This is a genomic window from Paenalicyclobacillus ferrooxydans, assembly GCF_001399675.1.
Taxonomy (GTDB): domain Bacteria; phylum Bacillota; class Bacilli; order Alicyclobacillales; family Alicyclobacillaceae; genus Alicyclobacillus_B; species Alicyclobacillus_B ferrooxydans.
The window spans coordinates 220,459-235,586 of the sequence record NZ_LJCO01000096.1 but is presented as its reverse complement, the minus strand read 5'-3'; the positions used below and the strand labels follow the sequence as shown (position 1 = coordinate 235,586).

At 50.2% G+C, this 15,128-nt stretch carries 14 protein-coding genes and 5 riboswitches; of the genes, 9 read left to right on the top strand and 5 right to left on the bottom strand.

All coding sequences use genetic code 11. The features are described 5' to 3' along the window. Positions 1-39: 39 nt before the first annotated feature. Positions 40-125: riboswitch (cyclic di-GMP riboswitch) on the bottom strand. 222 nt (positions 126-347) lie between these two features. The 5 genes from thiC to AN477_RS21710 all read right to left on the bottom strand — a co-directional run bounded on the left by thiC (position 348) and on the right by AN477_RS21710 (position 5,227). After that, positions 348-2,105 (bottom strand): phosphomethylpyrimidine synthase ThiC, encoded by a 1,758-nt coding sequence (gene thiC, locus AN477_RS21730; RefSeq protein ID WP_054971297.1) that lies wholly within the window; start codon positions 2,103-2,105, stop codon positions 348-350. A gap of 89 nt (positions 2,106-2,194) precedes the next feature. After that, a riboswitch (TPP riboswitch) is annotated at positions 2,195-2,304 on the bottom strand. A 56-nt stretch (positions 2,305-2,360) separates the two neighbouring features. Beyond that, on the bottom strand, positions 2,361-3,143 hold the full coding sequence (locus AN477_RS21725; protein ID WP_054971267.1) for a thiazole synthase: 783 nt from the start codon (positions 3,141-3,143) through the stop codon (positions 2,361-2,363). A 67-nt stretch (positions 3,144-3,210) separates the two neighbouring features. After that, entirely contained in the window at positions 3,211-3,414 is a 204-nt protein-coding gene (gene thiS, locus AN477_RS21720; RefSeq protein ID WP_211266049.1) for a sulfur carrier protein ThiS, read from the bottom strand. Then, a complete protein-coding gene (gene thiO, locus AN477_RS21715; RefSeq protein WP_054971265.1) occupies positions 3,411-4,535 on the bottom strand; it encodes a glycine oxidase ThiO in 1,125 nt (374 codons plus the stop codon). The genes thiS and thiO overlap by 4 nt, the downstream gene beginning before the upstream one ends. Next, positions 4,535-5,227: a thiamine phosphate synthase gene (locus AN477_RS21710; RefSeq protein ID WP_054971264.1), complete on the bottom strand. Its 693-nt coding sequence runs from the start codon at positions 5,225-5,227 to the stop codon at positions 4,535-4,537. The genes thiO and AN477_RS21710 overlap by 1 nt, the downstream gene beginning before the upstream one ends. Positions 5,228-5,559: 332 nt before the next feature. Here AN477_RS21710 and AN477_RS21705 point away from each other — a divergent pair, with 332 nt between their 5' ends. The 9 genes from AN477_RS21705 to AN477_RS21665 all read left to right on the top strand — a co-directional run bounded on the left by AN477_RS21705 (position 5,560) and on the right by AN477_RS21665 (position 15,124). Further along, positions 5,560-6,579: a ThiF family adenylyltransferase gene (locus AN477_RS21705; RefSeq protein ID WP_054971296.1), complete on the top strand. Its 1,020-nt coding sequence runs from the start codon at positions 5,560-5,562 to the stop codon at positions 6,577-6,579. 59 nt (positions 6,580-6,638) lie between these two features. Then, positions 6,639-6,740: riboswitch (TPP riboswitch) on the top strand. Positions 6,741-6,879: 139 nt separating this feature from the next. Next, positions 6,880-7,785: a bifunctional hydroxymethylpyrimidine kinase/phosphomethylpyrimidine kinase gene (gene thiD / locus AN477_RS21700; protein WP_054971263.1), complete on the top strand. Its 906-nt coding sequence runs from the start codon at positions 6,880-6,882 to the stop codon at positions 7,783-7,785. A gap of 4 nt (positions 7,786-7,789) precedes the next feature. Beyond that, on the top strand, positions 7,790-8,419 hold the full coding sequence (gene thiE, locus AN477_RS21695; RefSeq protein ID WP_054971262.1) for a thiamine phosphate synthase: 630 nt from the start codon (positions 7,790-7,792) through the stop codon (positions 8,417-8,419). Between the two features lie 271 nt (positions 8,420-8,690). After that, positions 8,691-9,248 carry a histidine phosphatase family protein gene (locus tag AN477_RS21690; protein ID WP_054971261.1) on the top strand — a complete coding sequence of 186 codons (558 nt, stop codon included), beginning with the start codon at positions 8,691-8,693 and terminating at the stop codon, positions 9,246-9,248. A gap of 108 nt (positions 9,249-9,356) precedes the next feature. Next, positions 9,357-9,541, top strand: a riboswitch (cobalamin riboswitch). A gap of 109 nt (positions 9,542-9,650) precedes the next feature. Next, the gene (cobT, locus tag AN477_RS21685) at positions 9,651-11,441 is read left to right on the top strand and encodes a nicotinate-nucleotide--dimethylbenzimidazole phosphoribosyltransferase (RefSeq protein WP_211266048.1); all 1,791 of its coding nucleotides are present in this window, start codon (positions 9,651-9,653) and stop codon (positions 11,439-11,441) included. After that, positions 11,438-12,040, top strand: a complete 603-nt coding sequence (locus AN477_RS21680; RefSeq protein ID WP_054971260.1) for a cob(I)yrinic acid a,c-diamide adenosyltransferase — start codon at positions 11,438-11,440, stop codon at positions 12,038-12,040. Before cobT ends, AN477_RS21680 begins: the two co-directional genes overlap by 4 nt. 6 nt (positions 12,041-12,046) lie before the next feature. Beyond that, positions 12,047-12,766 (top strand): adenosylcobinamide amidohydrolase, encoded by a 720-nt coding sequence (locus tag AN477_RS21675; protein ID WP_054971259.1) that lies wholly within the window; start codon positions 12,047-12,049, stop codon positions 12,764-12,766. Between the two features lie 34 nt (positions 12,767-12,800). After that, a riboswitch (cobalamin riboswitch) is annotated at positions 12,801-12,978 on the top strand. A 120-nt stretch (positions 12,979-13,098) separates the two neighbouring features. After that, positions 13,099-14,115, top strand: a complete 1,017-nt coding sequence (locus AN477_RS21670; RefSeq protein ID WP_083486550.1) for an ABC transporter substrate-binding protein — start codon at positions 13,099-13,101, stop codon at positions 14,113-14,115. Beyond that, positions 14,108-15,124: a FecCD family ABC transporter permease gene (locus tag AN477_RS21665; protein ID WP_054971258.1), complete on the top strand. Its 1,017-nt coding sequence runs from the start codon at positions 14,108-14,110 to the stop codon at positions 15,122-15,124. Before AN477_RS21670 ends, AN477_RS21665 begins: the two co-directional genes overlap by 8 nt. Positions 15,125-15,128: the final 4 nt, after the last annotated feature.

Genomic DNA, 15,128 nt, shown 5'->3' with positions numbered 1-15,128 from the left:
TAAAAAGCCCCTTCGTCGCAGGGGCAGAAAATCAGTGGTGAGTGCAACCCGGCCATCATAGGATGATATCCCGTAGACCCGTAGCTTTGCGTCCCCGCGTTTCCGCGAGTTTGCCCCAATTCTTACGTGGAATATATCATGCTGCTGGTAGTCTTTCAACAATTTACAACAAGCCTTTGATAGAATGTCGCATTTTGCGTGATACGGAACCTCACGCCCTCACATCAAAAAGGGCTACACCACAAAGGGCTACACCACAAAGGGCGTAGCCCCCTTCCGTTGACACTCGCCGGTCTGGCAACGAAATGAGGCGGTTAAATATGAATGACCGCCTCATTTTTGTGTTTTTACGCTTTATAAATCTGGCTTCCAGATTGACGAAACTCCCTGGACTTTTCATCCATTCCGGTAGTAATTGCTGATTCTAGATTCAAGCCTCTTTCTTGGGCGTACTCGCGTATATCTTGTGTGATTCGCATGCTACAGAACTTTGGACCACACATTGAGCAAAAATGAGCTGTTTTGGCAGGCTCCGCAGGGAGCGTTTCGTCGTGAAAGGCAATGGCTCGCTGAGGGTCTAAAGACAGATTAAATTGGTCGTGCCAACGGAATTCAAAACGTGCTTTGGACAAGGCATCGTCACGGTGCTGTGCGTTTGGATGTCCTTTTGCCAAATCAGCTGCATGTGCAGCGATTTTATAAGTAATGACGCCTTCCTTCACGTCGTCTTTGTTGGGAAGTCCCAGATGCTCCTTGGGGGTCACATAACACAGCATGGCAGTGCCGTACCAGCCAATCATTGCTGCACCAATTGCTGAAGTGATGTGGTCATATCCAGGAGCAATGTCGGTCGTCAGCGGACCAAGCGTGTAAAAAGGAGCCTCATGACACACTTCCATTTGGCGATCTACGTTTTCCTTGATTTTGTGCATGGGTACGTGACCAGGACCCTCAATCATGACTTGAACGTCATGTTTCCATGCAATCTTAGTCAATTCACCAAGTGTCTCAAGTTCCGCAAACTGGGCTTCGTCGTTCGCGTCTGCAATCGAGCCTGGACGAAGACCGTCACCCAAGGAAAACGACACATCGTATGCCTTCATAATTTCGCAAATCTCTTCGAAGTGCGTGTAGAGGAAGCTCTCCTGATGGTGGGCTAAGCACCAGGCAGCCATAATCGAACCACCTCGGGATACAATCCCTGTCACGCGTTTCGCAGTCAATGGGATGTATCTCAGCAATACACCTGCGTGAATGGTGAAGTAGTCTACGCCTTGTTCAGCTTGTTCAATGAGCGTGTCGCGATAGATTTCCCAGGTTAATGCTTCGGCTTCTCCGCCGACTTTCTCGAGGGCCTGGTAAATAGGTACTGTACCGATAGGCACAGGAGAGTTTCGGATAATCCATTCACGGGTCGTATGAATGTTCTTCCCCGTTGATAAATCCATCACTGTATCGGCTCCCCATAGCGTCGCCCACTTCATCTTATCGACTTCTTCTTCAATGGAGGATGCGACCGCAGAGTTCCCAATATTCGCATTGATCTTAACGTGGAAGTTGCGTCCGATGATCATCGGTTCGCTTTCAGGGTGATTGATGTTGGAAGGAATAATTGCGCGGCCTTCCGCGACTTCTTTACGCACAAATTCAGGATCCATACCCTCGCGAATCGCGATAAATTCCATCTCTGGTGTGATGATACCTTGTTTTGCGTAATGCATTTGAGTGACGATTTTACCTGGCTTTGCGCGAAGAGGTTTGCGCATTAATCCAGGGAACACCTCTTGATTGTCTCTGATTCTGTCACCCTTCATGCCATCGTCTATCGGCAGGATTTTACGCCCTTCGTACTCTTCAACATCTTCGCGATCTAAAATCCATTCTACCCGGACTGGGTGCAGTCCCTGTCGAATGTCCGTTGTGGCATTGACGTCCGTATAGATTCCACTGGTATCATACACGCGTACTGGATTGTTCGCTTGTTCACCAAAGCGGCCGGTGGTAGCTGACAACTGAATTTCTCGCATCGGGACTCGAATGTCTGGTCGGGAACCCGATACGTAGACTTTCTGACTGCTTGGAAAGAATGAAGTGTTCTCGGACATGTTCTGGCCTCCCCTGTCAATATGTTTTGCTGCTTCTGGAAAATCAAAAAAAGACCGCCGGATAGCGATCGCGGCGGTCTGCACAACCAATGACATGTGCAACACAATTCCTACGCTGGCATTATCCAGATCAGGTTAACGGTCGGCGAACATCCATTCGCCCTCTCAGCCCGGTTTGCCGAGCTCCCGTGTGACTTATCAAGTTGGCTTAAAGATATCATCGTTTTTGAAAAGCTACAACCTTAAAATTGAGTTCTAGGATGTAGAACCGACGAGACCGATCTCAGGACTGCTAGGGGAGGCCACTTCTGTACGTGGGATACGCCCTGATAGATAGGCTAGGTGTCCTGCCTCTACACCTAACGCCATGGCTTTGGCCATTTTGACCGGATTGGCTGACTTTGCGATGGCAGTATTGATAAGGACCGCATCTGCGCCGAGTTCCATAGCGAGTGAGGCATCCGATGGAACGCCAATGCCAGCATCGATGACGACTGGGACACGTCCTGCGACCATATCTATAATGCGCTTCAACCGTTCTGGGTTTGGCAGTCCTTGGCCTGTTCCGATTGCAGATCCAAAGGGCATGATGGTCGCGCATCCCACGTCGAGCAAACGCCGGGCCACATGGTGGTCGTCGGAGGTGTACGGCAAGACGACGAACCCTTCTTTAACCAACATTTCCGCTGCTTCCACTGTAGCTACTGGGTCTGGTAATAGTGTGCCGTCGTCAGGGATGACCTCAAGTTTCACCCAGTTGGACAAGCCAGCGGCACGGGCGAGACGAGCCGTGCGAACTGCTTCTTCAGCGGTTCTACAACCAGCTGTGTTTGGCAATAGGACGTATTTATCGAGATTGATATACGCAAGCAAGGATTCCTCGCGTTCATCAAGATTGACCCGACGAACGGCGACGGTGACAATTTCTGCACCAGACGCATCAAGCGCATCTTTCATTTGACTGAATGAGCTGTATTTTCCCGTGCCAACCATGAGTCGAGATTGAAAGGTACGACCCGCAATCATTAAGTTTTCCATGCACGATTCCTCCCTTTTCTATTGCATGCCTTTTGTAGGCAGTTGTTAACTTGGATGATTGAATCAGTCAGCCTCCACCCACAAATCGAACAATCTCCAAGGTATCTCCTGCTTTTAGAACGACGTTGAAAAACTGGGCTGCTTCAAGAATGCTTCGGTTGTGTTCCACGGCAATCCGCTCGTGAGCCAGATGAAGTCGCTCGATAAGCTGCTCGATGGTGGTGTTCTCTTCAATCGATCTCGTTTTGCCATTCACATAGATGTCCATCATCGTGTCACCTCGTTTTTTTCAGATGCGCGTGCTGGATGGAATGCTTGCCAGTGACTCGGCCACGGGCGACCCTCTACGGAGTCGACCAGCATATTGGCGGTCACAGGGGCAAGCAGAATGCCATTTCGGAAATGGCCGGCTGCGACATGAAGGCCAGGCGATGCGGCCAGTTGGCCAATCCACGGGTGCGGGTCGGAAGAGCCTGGACGAAGTCCAATCCAACTTCGTTCAAACGTGGCATCGCACAGTCCGGGGGCAATCCGTTTAACGGAAGAAAGCAGACATTGGATTGCATCAGTGGTAACGTCTCGATTATATCCAGCCTCCCGGTCCTCGGTGGCCCCGACCACGATGGTTCCATTTCGTTTGGGAACGAGGTAAGCGTGATCGTTGAAGAGGGTGTGTTTTAATGTTGCCTGGCGTGGTCGAATGGCTAAGAGTTGGCCCTTGACGGGTTGGATTTGTCCTGGAAAAGACGGCAACAAACGTTGTGCCCAGGCGCCAGCAGCGACAACAACAGCTCCAGCGACGTACGTCTCATTTTGGGCTGATACGACAAAATCGCCAGTACTCTGAGGTCGGATAGCCGTAACTTCCGCCCCTTCCACCACGCTACAGCTCTTCTTGACCGCAACGGAGAGTGCCCGGGTGAGAAGGGGAGCATAAACGTTGCTGTCATCTGGGAGGTATAGGGCACCATAGTTTTCCGCCACAGTAGGTTCCTCGTGGGTTACTTCGGTGCTACTCAGGAACTCGGCACGCGCACCTCCTCGAATTTGCCACTCCATTTGCTCCTCTAGTGCGCGCACCTCGTCTTGTGTGAAGGCTATTTGATAAATTCCGTTGTGAATCAACTGAGCATCGACACCCGTGTATTCTAACAACTCGTCAACAAAGGCTTGGTACAGCGAGCGGCTTTCCAGACAGAGCTGGTAGAAAGGTCCGGGTTCGGACACCTCTAATTGCGCGCCTAACATGCCTGCAGCTGCACTTGACGCTTCGGCACCGGTACGGTCCCGCTCCAGTAACAGCACACGCCGACCGGTTTGAGCAAGACGCCAAGCACCGGTCATTCCAATCACACCGCCGCCAATGACAACAACGTCAAATGATTCAGTCATTATAAGCCTCCTCCTTTGTCAGATACGTTCTGATGACGTACAAATGGGATTTTCGGAAGCGCAGTTGAATCGTTCATGATTTCTTTCAAGGCTCTTGTGGCCTCTAGAGGGTTGGCCGCGTTGAGCACAGCGCCGATGACGGCGACACCGCTGCAGTTGGTTTCCAAAACAGGGGCAAGATTAGAGCGATCGATCCCTCCGATGGCGATAACCGGGATAGACAACGCCTCGACCACTCTGCGTAGCGCATATAAACCACGAGGAGGCATCCCTGGATGAGATTCGCTCGCATAGATGTGTCCAAATGTGACATAGTCAACACCCGCCTGTTCAGCGGCTAGAGCTTCGTCGAGACTGTGCACCGAGCATCCAATTTGTCCCGACCAATTTACCCGTCGGCGCAACTGGTCAACCACCGGAATGGGCAGAGACTTCGAAGCTAGGTGTACCCCAGCGAGATTGGCGGCGAATGCGACATCGACTCGGTCATTGACAAAAAGCGCTGGTGACTGTTGCTTGGCGAAGAGCTGCCGTTGTAACTCCGTGACCAAGGAGTAGGTCTCCGACACGGGGGCTTTCTTTTCTCGAATTTGAATGACATCAGCACCACCTTCGGCTGAGAGGCCAAGGGCCTCGAGCAGAGGTGAGCGGTGCCTGGTTCTATCACTGATGACATGCAGGACTGCGCTCATTTTTCACCTCAATAAAAAAAGCCGTGCCTAATGAATAGGTACGGCGGGTTTCCAATCTGAACCCAACAAACGACACCTTGCTTTGGTGTGTTGCATCGATTGTGCAAGTCTATGGACTTCGCGCCGGCTCAACCATTACGTTCCGGAATTCATCGCAAAGACGGACTTAGGCTATCATGCAGGGGGTAATACCGTCAAGAACGCTTTTACGCCGCCAACCAAACGTGACCTTGCGCAATGGTTTAAATTCAGGTAAAACTGAGCCATTCACGGCGATTCATATGCTGATGGATGGAAACGTGTCAATGAAGGGGAGAGACACGCCTATGCCCATGCAAAATGAACGGTACTCACGACAAATCCTATTTCGTCCAATTGGAATTGAAGGGCAGACAAAGTTGTCTGAGGCTCGAGTTGCGATTGTAGGCGTTGGTGCACTCGGAACGGTATTGGCGACTCAACTTGTACGAGCGGGCGTTGGCTTCGTGCGTTTAATTGATAGGGATGTGATTGAGCCATCCAACCTTCAGCGACAGTCTCTGTATGACGAAGTGGACGCGGAGGAAGGTCAAGCCAAAGCGGTTGCGGCGGCTGAGAAATTGCGAGACGCCAATCGAGACATAGCCATCGAGGCTGTGATTGAGGATGTGACTTGGCGAAACGCTGAGACTCTTCTTACCAACGTGGATGTTATTCTTGACGGAACCGACAATTTCCAAGTCAGATACCTCATCAACGACGTTTCGGTAAAACATAACATTCCTTGGTCCTACGGCGGCGCGGTAAGCTCATATGGAACTACCTCCTTCTTTCGCCCTGGAAAGACACCATGTCTTGTATGTCTATTTGGAGCGGAGTTAGGCGGAAACCACGACACATGCGACACTGTCGGTGTGATAGCGCCTGTTGTATCTATCATCGCTTCGTTTCAAGTTGCAGAGACCATAAAATATCTGACTGGAAATGTAGAGGCGCTCAATGATGCCCTGATCCATATCGATGTTTGGGGCAATGAGTTTCGCAGTGTTCAAATGGGCAATCCGAGAATGAACTGCTCTTGTTGTCATGATAGACAGTTTGATTCGCTTCAGCCGAACTCAGACAGTCTGACTGTCTCTATGTGTGGAAGAAGGACCATTCAAGTTTCCCCTTCTGGTGGATTTCATTTAAAGCTTGATGAGATGGCCAGTCGGTTGTCCCAACTTGGACACGTTCGCCACAATGCGCATCTTTTGCGATGCGATTTTGGAGACACCCAAATTACGTTGTTCGCTGACGGGCGAGCCCTTATTCACGGGGTGGAAGACGAAGTGATTGCCCGCAGCCTATATGCACGGTACATCGGCATGTAGTTTAGGCAAGAAGCATTGCTATAAAATTCATGATTCGTGATATATTGACCCTAACAGAATAGAGCCACTAGGGGGGCAATCTGCTGAGACAGGGAATACTCCTTGGACCCTTAGCACCTGATCTGGATAATACCAGCGTAGGAAAGTGGCAGAAGTCCGTCACGGCGCTCCTGTGGATTCGGAGCTTCCTGTCCCCTAGAGGCCTCTATGATAAGGAGGCTTTTTGCATGTCGTTTTTGAATAACCTCGAATGCAATACAACTCATTTCTCGATTCCTCTGAACGCGTTTTGATGGCATCATGATTCGAACGGATCAGGGCCATGTTGTCAGGGCACTTACCATTGCGGGATCGGACAGTGGAGGCGGTGCTGGGATTCAGGCAGATCTGAAAACCATGCATCAGTTCCAAGTCTACGGAATGTCAGTGTTGACATCCCTGACCGCACAAAATACAAACGGCGTACAGGGGATTTATGAAGTAACCCCCGAATTTGTGCGACTTCAATTGGAGTCCGTGTACACGGATCTTGGGATAGACGTCGTGAAGACGGGCATGCTTGTCAACACTAAGATTATACATACGGTTGCTTCTTTTCTTCGAGAAATAGACATTGAAAAAGTAGTAGTGGACCCAGTGATGGTTGCGAAGGGCGGGACTCCTCTACTTCGACAAGAATCCGTCGAGATACTCAAGGACGAACTGTTGCCTTTGGCAATGGTCATTACACCGAATGTGGTAGAGGCTGAAGAGTTGTGCGGATACTCTATTCGTGATTTTGAGGACTGTCACCGCGCCGCTATCGATATTGCAGCCCTCGGGCCACGGGCAGTCATCGTCAAAGGCGGCCATATGCCACCAGACTGGATAAAGGATGCCCCGAATTTAGTCGTGGATCTCGTGTATGTAGGTGGTGAATTTACCTATTTTGCGTCAGAAAGAGTGGACACGTACAAGACGCACGGGACTGGGTGTACGTTTTCTTCCGCGATAACCTCAATGTTGGCTCGTGGAGCATCGATTTTGGAATCCGTAGGTATGGCGAAAGCCTTTATATATGAAGCCGTGAAACGGGCGAAAACGTGGGATGTAGGTGCGGGGCATGGCCCGACGGACCAATCTGCCCCAATTCCTGCAAGGTTTGAACCGATGTCTTCGGCGTTCTACGTGTTTCGAAATGGACGATGGAACGAGGAGAGTAGATAAAGATATGGCATCTATTCGCGATTTGCGTAAAAGACTCGCGTTGTATTTGGTAACCGATGACAAGAGTTCACCAGAACAACTTCTTACAACCGTCCGAAGTGCGCTTGAGGGTGGCGTAACGACCGTACAACTGCGCAGGAAACACGATGACGGCCGGAGGCTTGTTGAACTCGGTCATGGCATTCGAGAGCTTACGAAATCTTTTGGTGCATTGTACATTGTGAATGACAGAGTGGACATTGCGTTACTTACCCAAGCGGATGGGGTTCACGTGGGACAAAGCGACATTTCTTGCCGAGATGCGCGGAGGTTGCTAGGAGATAAACTCATTGGCGTGTCGACATGTACGCTCGAAGAAGCAAAGACTGCTGAGCGGGACGGGGCAGATTACTTGGGCGTCGGTGCTGTATTCCCGACGCGGTCTAAGTCAGATGCGGATATGTGCGGGATCGACGGATTGGCCGCGATTACACAATATGTTTCGAGCCCGGTCGTTGGCATCGGGGGCATTGCATTAAACAATGTAAAATCAGTCTTGGAAGCAGGTGCGGACGGCGTCGCTGTCGTATCTGCCATTTTACACGCAGAAGATCCCCGTAGAGCGAGTGTCGAACTAAAGCAGTTTCTCACTTAATGGCCAAGAATCAAAGGTTTGTGCGTAAACGGGCTACCAAAATAGCACGAGGTGGCTGGGATTTCCGACCACCTCGTTTTTGATGCTCAGTTTGACAGTTTGCTAATGTTCACGAATTTCAAATCGGGATTTCGGAGGACGTTCAGACCACGCTGTCTGCCGGGAAGAGAGCACGTACGCTACGGGGTGGAAAAACCATGGGCCGCCCGCAGCAGTGTTTGCGGACGAACAAACAGGCATGTAAAACCAAAAGAATTTCTGGGGGCCGGAAATGAAAATTCACCTGTTACGTCACGGGCAGACTGACTGGAACCTCGAAGGACGTCTACAAGGGCAAATGGATGTTCCACTCAACCAGACAGGTGAGCAACAAATTGTCCGATTCTCTGCTCGAGTGGAGTACCCTTATTCACTGGTTGTTACCAGCCCATTACGACGAGCGGTTCAGTCAGCCGAACTTTGCTCAGTATGGCTGGGTCTTCCTCTTGTAAAAGAATCTCTTTTTGCAGAACGGGCCTTTGGTATGTTCGAAGGTCTGCGAAAAGATGAGGTTTATGAACAATTTCAGATTGCTGACATCGAGATGCTGGATAAGTTTCCTGGTGTTGAACTGATGTCGAGTTTTCGAGGGCGCCTAGAAGCAGGACTAAGGAGACTCACAAAACAGTATTCTGAGGAGCGTATTTTACTGGTTACGCACGGAAGCGTGATTCGTTTACTTACGATGATGACCAGAACAACCTCCACTAAATCCACACAGATCACGAGAATAGATGATTTACCACCGATTGTAGCGAATGGTTCTGTTGTAGAAATAGACATATCTTAAAACAGTAACTCCGCGTAGAAAGGACAATTGGTGTTGATATCCTTAAAGTTTCCTCAGTACCTAGACATGGACATCTGTTGGGATTACGATGAAAGTGTAATGATGGACAACTTCATAGTCAGGAAAGGTGTTCACTGAGAAGTGAACAAAATAGGGAAACCGGTAAAAGTCCGGTGCGGTCCCGCCACTGTAAGGGTGAGTCCGGTTCGACACCACTGAACATATATGTTTGGGAAGGTGAACCATGGACAATGATCCTAAGCCAGGAGACCTGCCTTTCCTGTTGTTCGACCATAGCCTACGGACGATAGGTGAGTGTCACTCGTGAAAAATACGTGTATGACAGCTATCTCCGGTTGGAGATAGCTTTTTTCATGTCATCTTGACTTGGAGGAGTAGACTTTGACATCTGCGTTGAATCGCGTCTTAGGTGATATTCCACCACAAAACAAGGAGGTCACCGAAAGAGCGCGTCACCGACTCGACGACCTCACAAAGCCGATTGGCAGCTTGGGGACACTTGAAAACATCATTCTTCGACTGGCTTCTATGACGGAACGGGTCATCCCTACTCTTCAGTCGCCTCATGTGCTCATCTTTGCTGCTGATCATGGGATCAGCGCCGAGGGTGTGTCTGCGTACAAAGAGGAAGTGACTGAACAAATGGTGGTCAACATGTGCATGGGCAGCGCTGTGAGCAGCGTGCTGGCCCGGGAGCAAAATATACCGCTTCAGGTCGTAGATGTAGGGATCCGTTCGCGCGTTCGTCACCCAGATGTGCTGGTTCAAAAAGTTGGGCTCGGAACAAAAAACTTCGTTCATGAGCCTGCCATGACCATAGACCAGGCGCAAAAGTGCGTGGAAATTGGAATTCAAGCTGTTGAGAAACACGTCAGTCAGGGGGCTGATATATTTGTCATCGGGGAGATGGGCATCGGAAATACCACTTCCAGTACCGCTCTGCTCTCTGTGTTTCTGGGCCTTTCTCCCGGGCTTCTAGTTGGTGACGGCACTGGTATATCCACAGAGCAGAAGCGGTTGAAGATTCAACTGATTGAGGCAGCGGTAAAGCACTTGTCACCGGATTCGAAGGATCCCTGGGACGTGTTTCGGAAATTTGGCGGATTTGAAATTGGGGCCGTGGCAGGAGCCTATCTTGCCTGTGCTTATCATCGTATCCCGGTACTGCTCGACGGCGTTATTACAACAGCTGCGGCACTCTTTGCTTGTAGATTGAACCCAGCCGTAAAGGACTACCTGATTGCTTCTCACGAGTCTTCTGAACCAGCCCATGCTTACGCACTAGCTGCGCTCGGCTTCGAGCCGTTGGTAAAGTGGGGCATGCACCTCGGTGAAGGGTCTGGGGCGTTGTCTGTACTGCCTGTAATTCGAAACATGTGTCAGGTCATGGCGGAGACTGCAACATTTGAAGACGCGAGGGTATCAAACCCCCATCGAACTCATCACGATTCCGAGTTTCGTCCTGTGCACGGTAGCGCTGGTTCACCGATGATATCTGGAAGTCCGACCGTGACAGATTTTACAGAAGCAGAGCGAAACGCGGTGTATAAGGCCATTCTTGCACGCCGGGATATTCGGTCCTTTCTACCGGATGAAATTGATGAAGGTGCCCTCTGGCGGATTCTTGCGGCGGCACATCACGGGCCGTCTGTCGGCTTTATGCAACCGTGGAATTTTATACTGGTTCGAGACAAGGAACGCCTTCGTGAGATCCAACAAACCGTTGAGGGAGAACGGGTACGGGCAGCGGACAATTATCAGGACCTCAAGCAAGATTACTATTTACGATTAAAAGTGGAGGGGCTGTTGCAGGCCCCACTCACGATTTGCGTAACCAACGACTCCACCCGCGGCGGTCCACATGTGCTGGGGAGAAATACCATTCCTGAAACGGATCTGATGTCTACTTCCTGCGCGATTGAAAACATGTGGCTGGCTGCGAGGGCTGAAGGCATCGGATTAGGATGGGTGAGTATTTACCAGAAGGCTGACATTCGTCGAATCCTTCGGATTCCCGAGCACATCGATCCGGTGGCGTTACTCTCCGTAGGTTACACATCGCATTTCCCGGACATTCCGCTACTCGAACGTGTCGGCTGGGGAAAGCGATTGGAATTGCAGAGTCTAATCTATCAAGACTATTGGGAAAACGAGGAGGATACAAAGTTATGAGAATTTATACACGTGGTGGAGACAAAGGGAAGACTGCACTGATTGGCGGAGAGCGACGTTACAAGCATGACTTGCGTATTGAAGCCTATGGAACAGTGGATGAGGCAGGGGCGTTTATTGGCATGGCAATCAGTGAATTGAATGAGTCAACGGATGCAGATATCATCAATTTGCTCTATCAGGTTCAGCAAACCTTGTGGGATGTAGGAGCTGACTTGGCTGCAGTTCCAGGTGCCAAGTATACATTTCGGACCAAGGAAGAGGCAGCGGGAGAACTCGAACCTTTCATTGACCGGTATAAGGAGGAGGCAGACAAGGTTACCAGATTTATCTTACGCGGCGGTGATAAAGCGGCGGCAACGCTTCATGTTTCCTGTACGGTTGTCCGGCGAGCTGAGCGGCATGTGGTTGCGTTGATGCAGGTCGAAAATATCTTCGAACCTACGCTTAAATACTTGAATCGTCTCTCCGATTTGCTCTTTGTCCTCGCGCGCGCCGTCAATGCGAGACGGGAACAAAAAGATGTCCTTTACGAGAACAGTACAGAAGTTTTCCGAGAAGGAAGAAATCATTCAAGCACCACCTCTACGGAGTCTTGACGGATAATGTCTATGAAAGACCCTCGGCAATCCACTCTGTTCTGGGAAAATCGTGGTGTTCACTGGACGCAAAATAGGGAGCTCATTCATATTAGATCCAATGGAAGATTACGCACCATCAGTTCAGCCATCCACGGCGGAGGCATGAACAATTTGTGTGATATCGTGAACTTCAAAGTTCCCAAGACGTACAACTGCGAAGCCCCGAAACTTGATCTGTCTCTCCAGTTGTCTAAGTTGGGGATTCAGGAGAATAACGCTGCAGCTCTGATGACGGCTGCACGTCTTGAAGACGCTGGATGGGCGGAAGTGCAAGGGGCACAGTGGAGTATTTTAGTATGTGTTACAGCCGGATTTTCCAATGCAGCCCGTGTTGGCGGCGAATACCTCAAGTCTTTGGAGCCCGGCACGATTAATACGATTGTTATCGTTGATGGATACATGACTGAAGAAGCATTCGTTGAGTCGGTGATCACTGTAACAGAGGCAAAGGCTGCGGCGCTTTCCGATCTTGCAGTCACGTGTCTTGACGGGCGAATCGCAACGGGTACAACAACAGATGCTGTGGTCGTCGGTGCTACTCAAAATCCCGAATATCAAAGGGAGTGCCCCATCGAGTACACAGGGCTTGCTACCGAGTTTGGAGAGCGACTCGCCACGGCTGTGTACACTGCGATTTGTGAGTCTGGGCAACGTTATATCCTGCGGCAGCAAAATGATACTTGACGTACTATCCGATATTCAATAGGATTACTAACGAATTGAATCTATCTCTTCAGGTGCTCTGGGAACAGAGATAATAGGGAAACCGGTGAAATCCCGGTACGGTCCCGCCACTGTAATCAGCATGTTTCGGAACAACACCACTGCAATACGTGGGAAGGTGTTGAATATACCGAGCTGAGAGTCAGGAGACCTGCCTGAAGAGCCAGAGCGAAACCTTCGAGGAGAGGTTGCGAGGATAGGTAATTTATTATCCGACCAAACAATCTCTGCCTATGGCAGAGATTTTCTTTTTTGAAGGGGACGCCTCATGACCTATATCAGGAGGTATCTCGATGAAAAAGTCTGTCTTCATCATCCCCACCGTGTTAACTGCTTTGACACTGGGTGTTGCAGGTTGTGGTACGAATACCGCATCCGACAATGCAAATGCTGCAACAACGTCCACAGGGTCTTCAGTCAGCACAGCCAATCAAGCGTCATCATCCTCGCAAACTACTACGTCTCAGGCTGCATCTGCGTCGTTCCCAGTGACGTTAAAAGACGGTGCAGGCCATACGGTGACCATCTCCAAGCAACCGCAGCGCATCGCCTCAACAACGGAAGGAACGGACGAGATTCTGACAGCGTTAGTCCCGAAGAAAGATATCGTTCTCGTGACGAACTACGCGGATGATCCGCAGTACTCGAATGTGACGTCCTTTGTCAAAGGAATTCCCACCATCCAGAATCTCACGGCTGAGCAAGTTATTGCTGCCAAGCCGGACCTCGTATTAACGGCCTCGTATGCGAAGCAAAGTGTGATCAGTCAGATTGAACAAGCGGGTATTCCAGCATATGAGTTCAACACTTTTAATTCCATTGCTGATATCGAACGAAACATTCAGGTCGTTGGCAAATTGGTTGGGCAAGAAGCTAAGGCCGCGAAGGTTGTTACGACCATGCAGTCTCAGTTGCAGAACGTAGAAGATGCGGTCAAAGGCCAGAAAAAAGTATCTGTTCTCGACTACAGTTCCTATGGGTATGCGGCTGGCTCCTCCACGACAGTAAATGATGTCATCGTGGATGCTGGTGGGATTAATGCTGCATCTAAGCTGAACGGATGGAAGCAGATTACGGACGAAGAAATTGTGAAATTAAACCCGGATGTAATCATCGACGCAAACAATGATAAGGGATTTGTTCAGAAAATCCTTTCTGACCCGGCCTTGAAAGATGTTTCCGCCGTGAAGAATCACCGCGTTTATAGTGTTAACAGCGCAGATTTGACAAGCGTCTCGCAGTATGTGACACGGGGAGTGCAAGATGTGGCAAAGCTGTTGTATCCGAATGTACAGATTGGGAATGAGTAATCTTCGGATTCGGTGGACTTTTGTTGCTCTCGGTATGGCACTGTTGGTGGGGGCAGCGCTAGAGCTGTCTCTGGGACCTGTGAGTATCCCGGTTCGCCAACTCATTCCAGATGCATGGGGCTATTTTCAGGGTGTGCATGATACCAACGCCATTGTCATTGGAGCCATTCGTATGCCGCGACTGTTTGTTGCGGCACTCGTTGGAGCCGGATTGGCCACCACCGGGGCTGCTCTCCAGGCCGTTTTTCGGAACCCGATGGCTGACCCATCGATTATTGGAGTGTCAAGCGGTGCTTCCCTTGGAGCAGTGTTGACCATTCAATTAGGTTTATCTCAGCTGAATGAGTGGTATACCCCTGTAGGAGCGTTCGTGAGTGGGCTGATTGTAGTGCTTGTCATCTATCGCATAGCCACTGTGCGTGGAAAAACATCCATTTATTCCTTACTCTTGTCAGGTGTTGCGTTTAGCGCACTATGCAGTTCTATTGTGACATTGGTTCTCTCACTCGCACCGCTCGAAACGATGCAACAGATGCTATTTTGGTTGATGGGCGGGCTGGATGGAAGTACATGGCGCGAAGTTTTAATGCTCCTTGTATTTGTTGTTATCGCGATTGGAATTTACCTGACCCAAGCACACGCACTTGACGTACTGTCATTGGGAGAAGAGCAGGCGCAAGGAGTTGGGGTGTCGTTGCAACTGACAAAGCAGGTCGTGCTCGTTACCTCTGCTTTCGTGGTCGGCGCATGTGTTAGTTCTACAGGGGTAATCGGGTTCGTTGGATTGGTCGTACCCCACCTGTTACGGATTTGGATTGGGCCTGCAAATCGGCGGCTAATCATTTCCTCAGCCGTTGGAGGTGCCGTTCTAATGCTGTTCGCGGACTTAATCTCCCGAATGATACTGTTGCCGACGGAGTTAAATGTTGGCATCATTACGTCTTTACTTGGGGCACCATTCTTTCTGTTCCTGTTGCGCCGTCAAGAGTCGCGCATGTATCGGGGGTAAGGAA

Coding starts and splice junctions, on each gene's coding strand:
- thiC (WP_054971297.1), bottom strand. CDS start 2,105: ATGTCCGAGAACACTTCATTCTTTCCAAGCAGTCAGAAAGTCTACGTA.
- AN477_RS21725 (WP_054971267.1), bottom strand. CDS start 3,143: ATGGAAAACTTAATGATTGCGGGTCGTACCTTTCAATCTCGACTCATG.
- thiS (WP_211266049.1), bottom strand. CDS start 3,414: ATGATGGACATCTATGTGAATGGCAAAACGAGATCGATTGAAGAGAAC.
- thiO (WP_054971265.1), bottom strand. CDS start 4,535: ATGACTGAATCATTTGACGTTGTTGTCATTGGCGGCGGTGTGATTGGA.
- AN477_RS21710 (WP_054971264.1), bottom strand. CDS start 5,227: ATGAGCGCAGTCCTGCATGTCATCAGTGATAGAACCAGGCACCGCTCA.
- AN477_RS21705 (WP_054971296.1), top strand. CDS start 5,560: ATGCAAAATGAACGGTACTCACGACAAATCCTATTTCGTCCAATTGGA.
- thiD (WP_054971263.1), top strand. CDS start 6,880: ATGATTCGAACGGATCAGGGCCATGTTGTCAGGGCACTTACCATTGCG.
- thiE (WP_054971262.1), top strand. CDS start 7,790: ATGGCATCTATTCGCGATTTGCGTAAAAGACTCGCGTTGTATTTGGTA.
- AN477_RS21690 (WP_054971261.1), top strand. CDS start 8,691: ATGAAAATTCACCTGTTACGTCACGGGCAGACTGACTGGAACCTCGAA.
- AN477_RS21680 (WP_054971260.1), top strand. CDS start 11,438: ATGAGAATTTATACACGTGGTGGAGACAAAGGGAAGACTGCACTGATT.
- AN477_RS21675 (WP_054971259.1), top strand. CDS start 12,047: ATGTCTATGAAAGACCCTCGGCAATCCACTCTGTTCTGGGAAAATCGT.
- AN477_RS21670 (WP_083486550.1), top strand. CDS start 13,099: ATGAAAAAGTCTGTCTTCATCATCCCCACCGTGTTAACTGCTTTGACA.
- AN477_RS21665 (WP_054971258.1), top strand. CDS start 14,108: ATGAGTAATCTTCGGATTCGGTGGACTTTTGTTGCTCTCGGTATGGCA.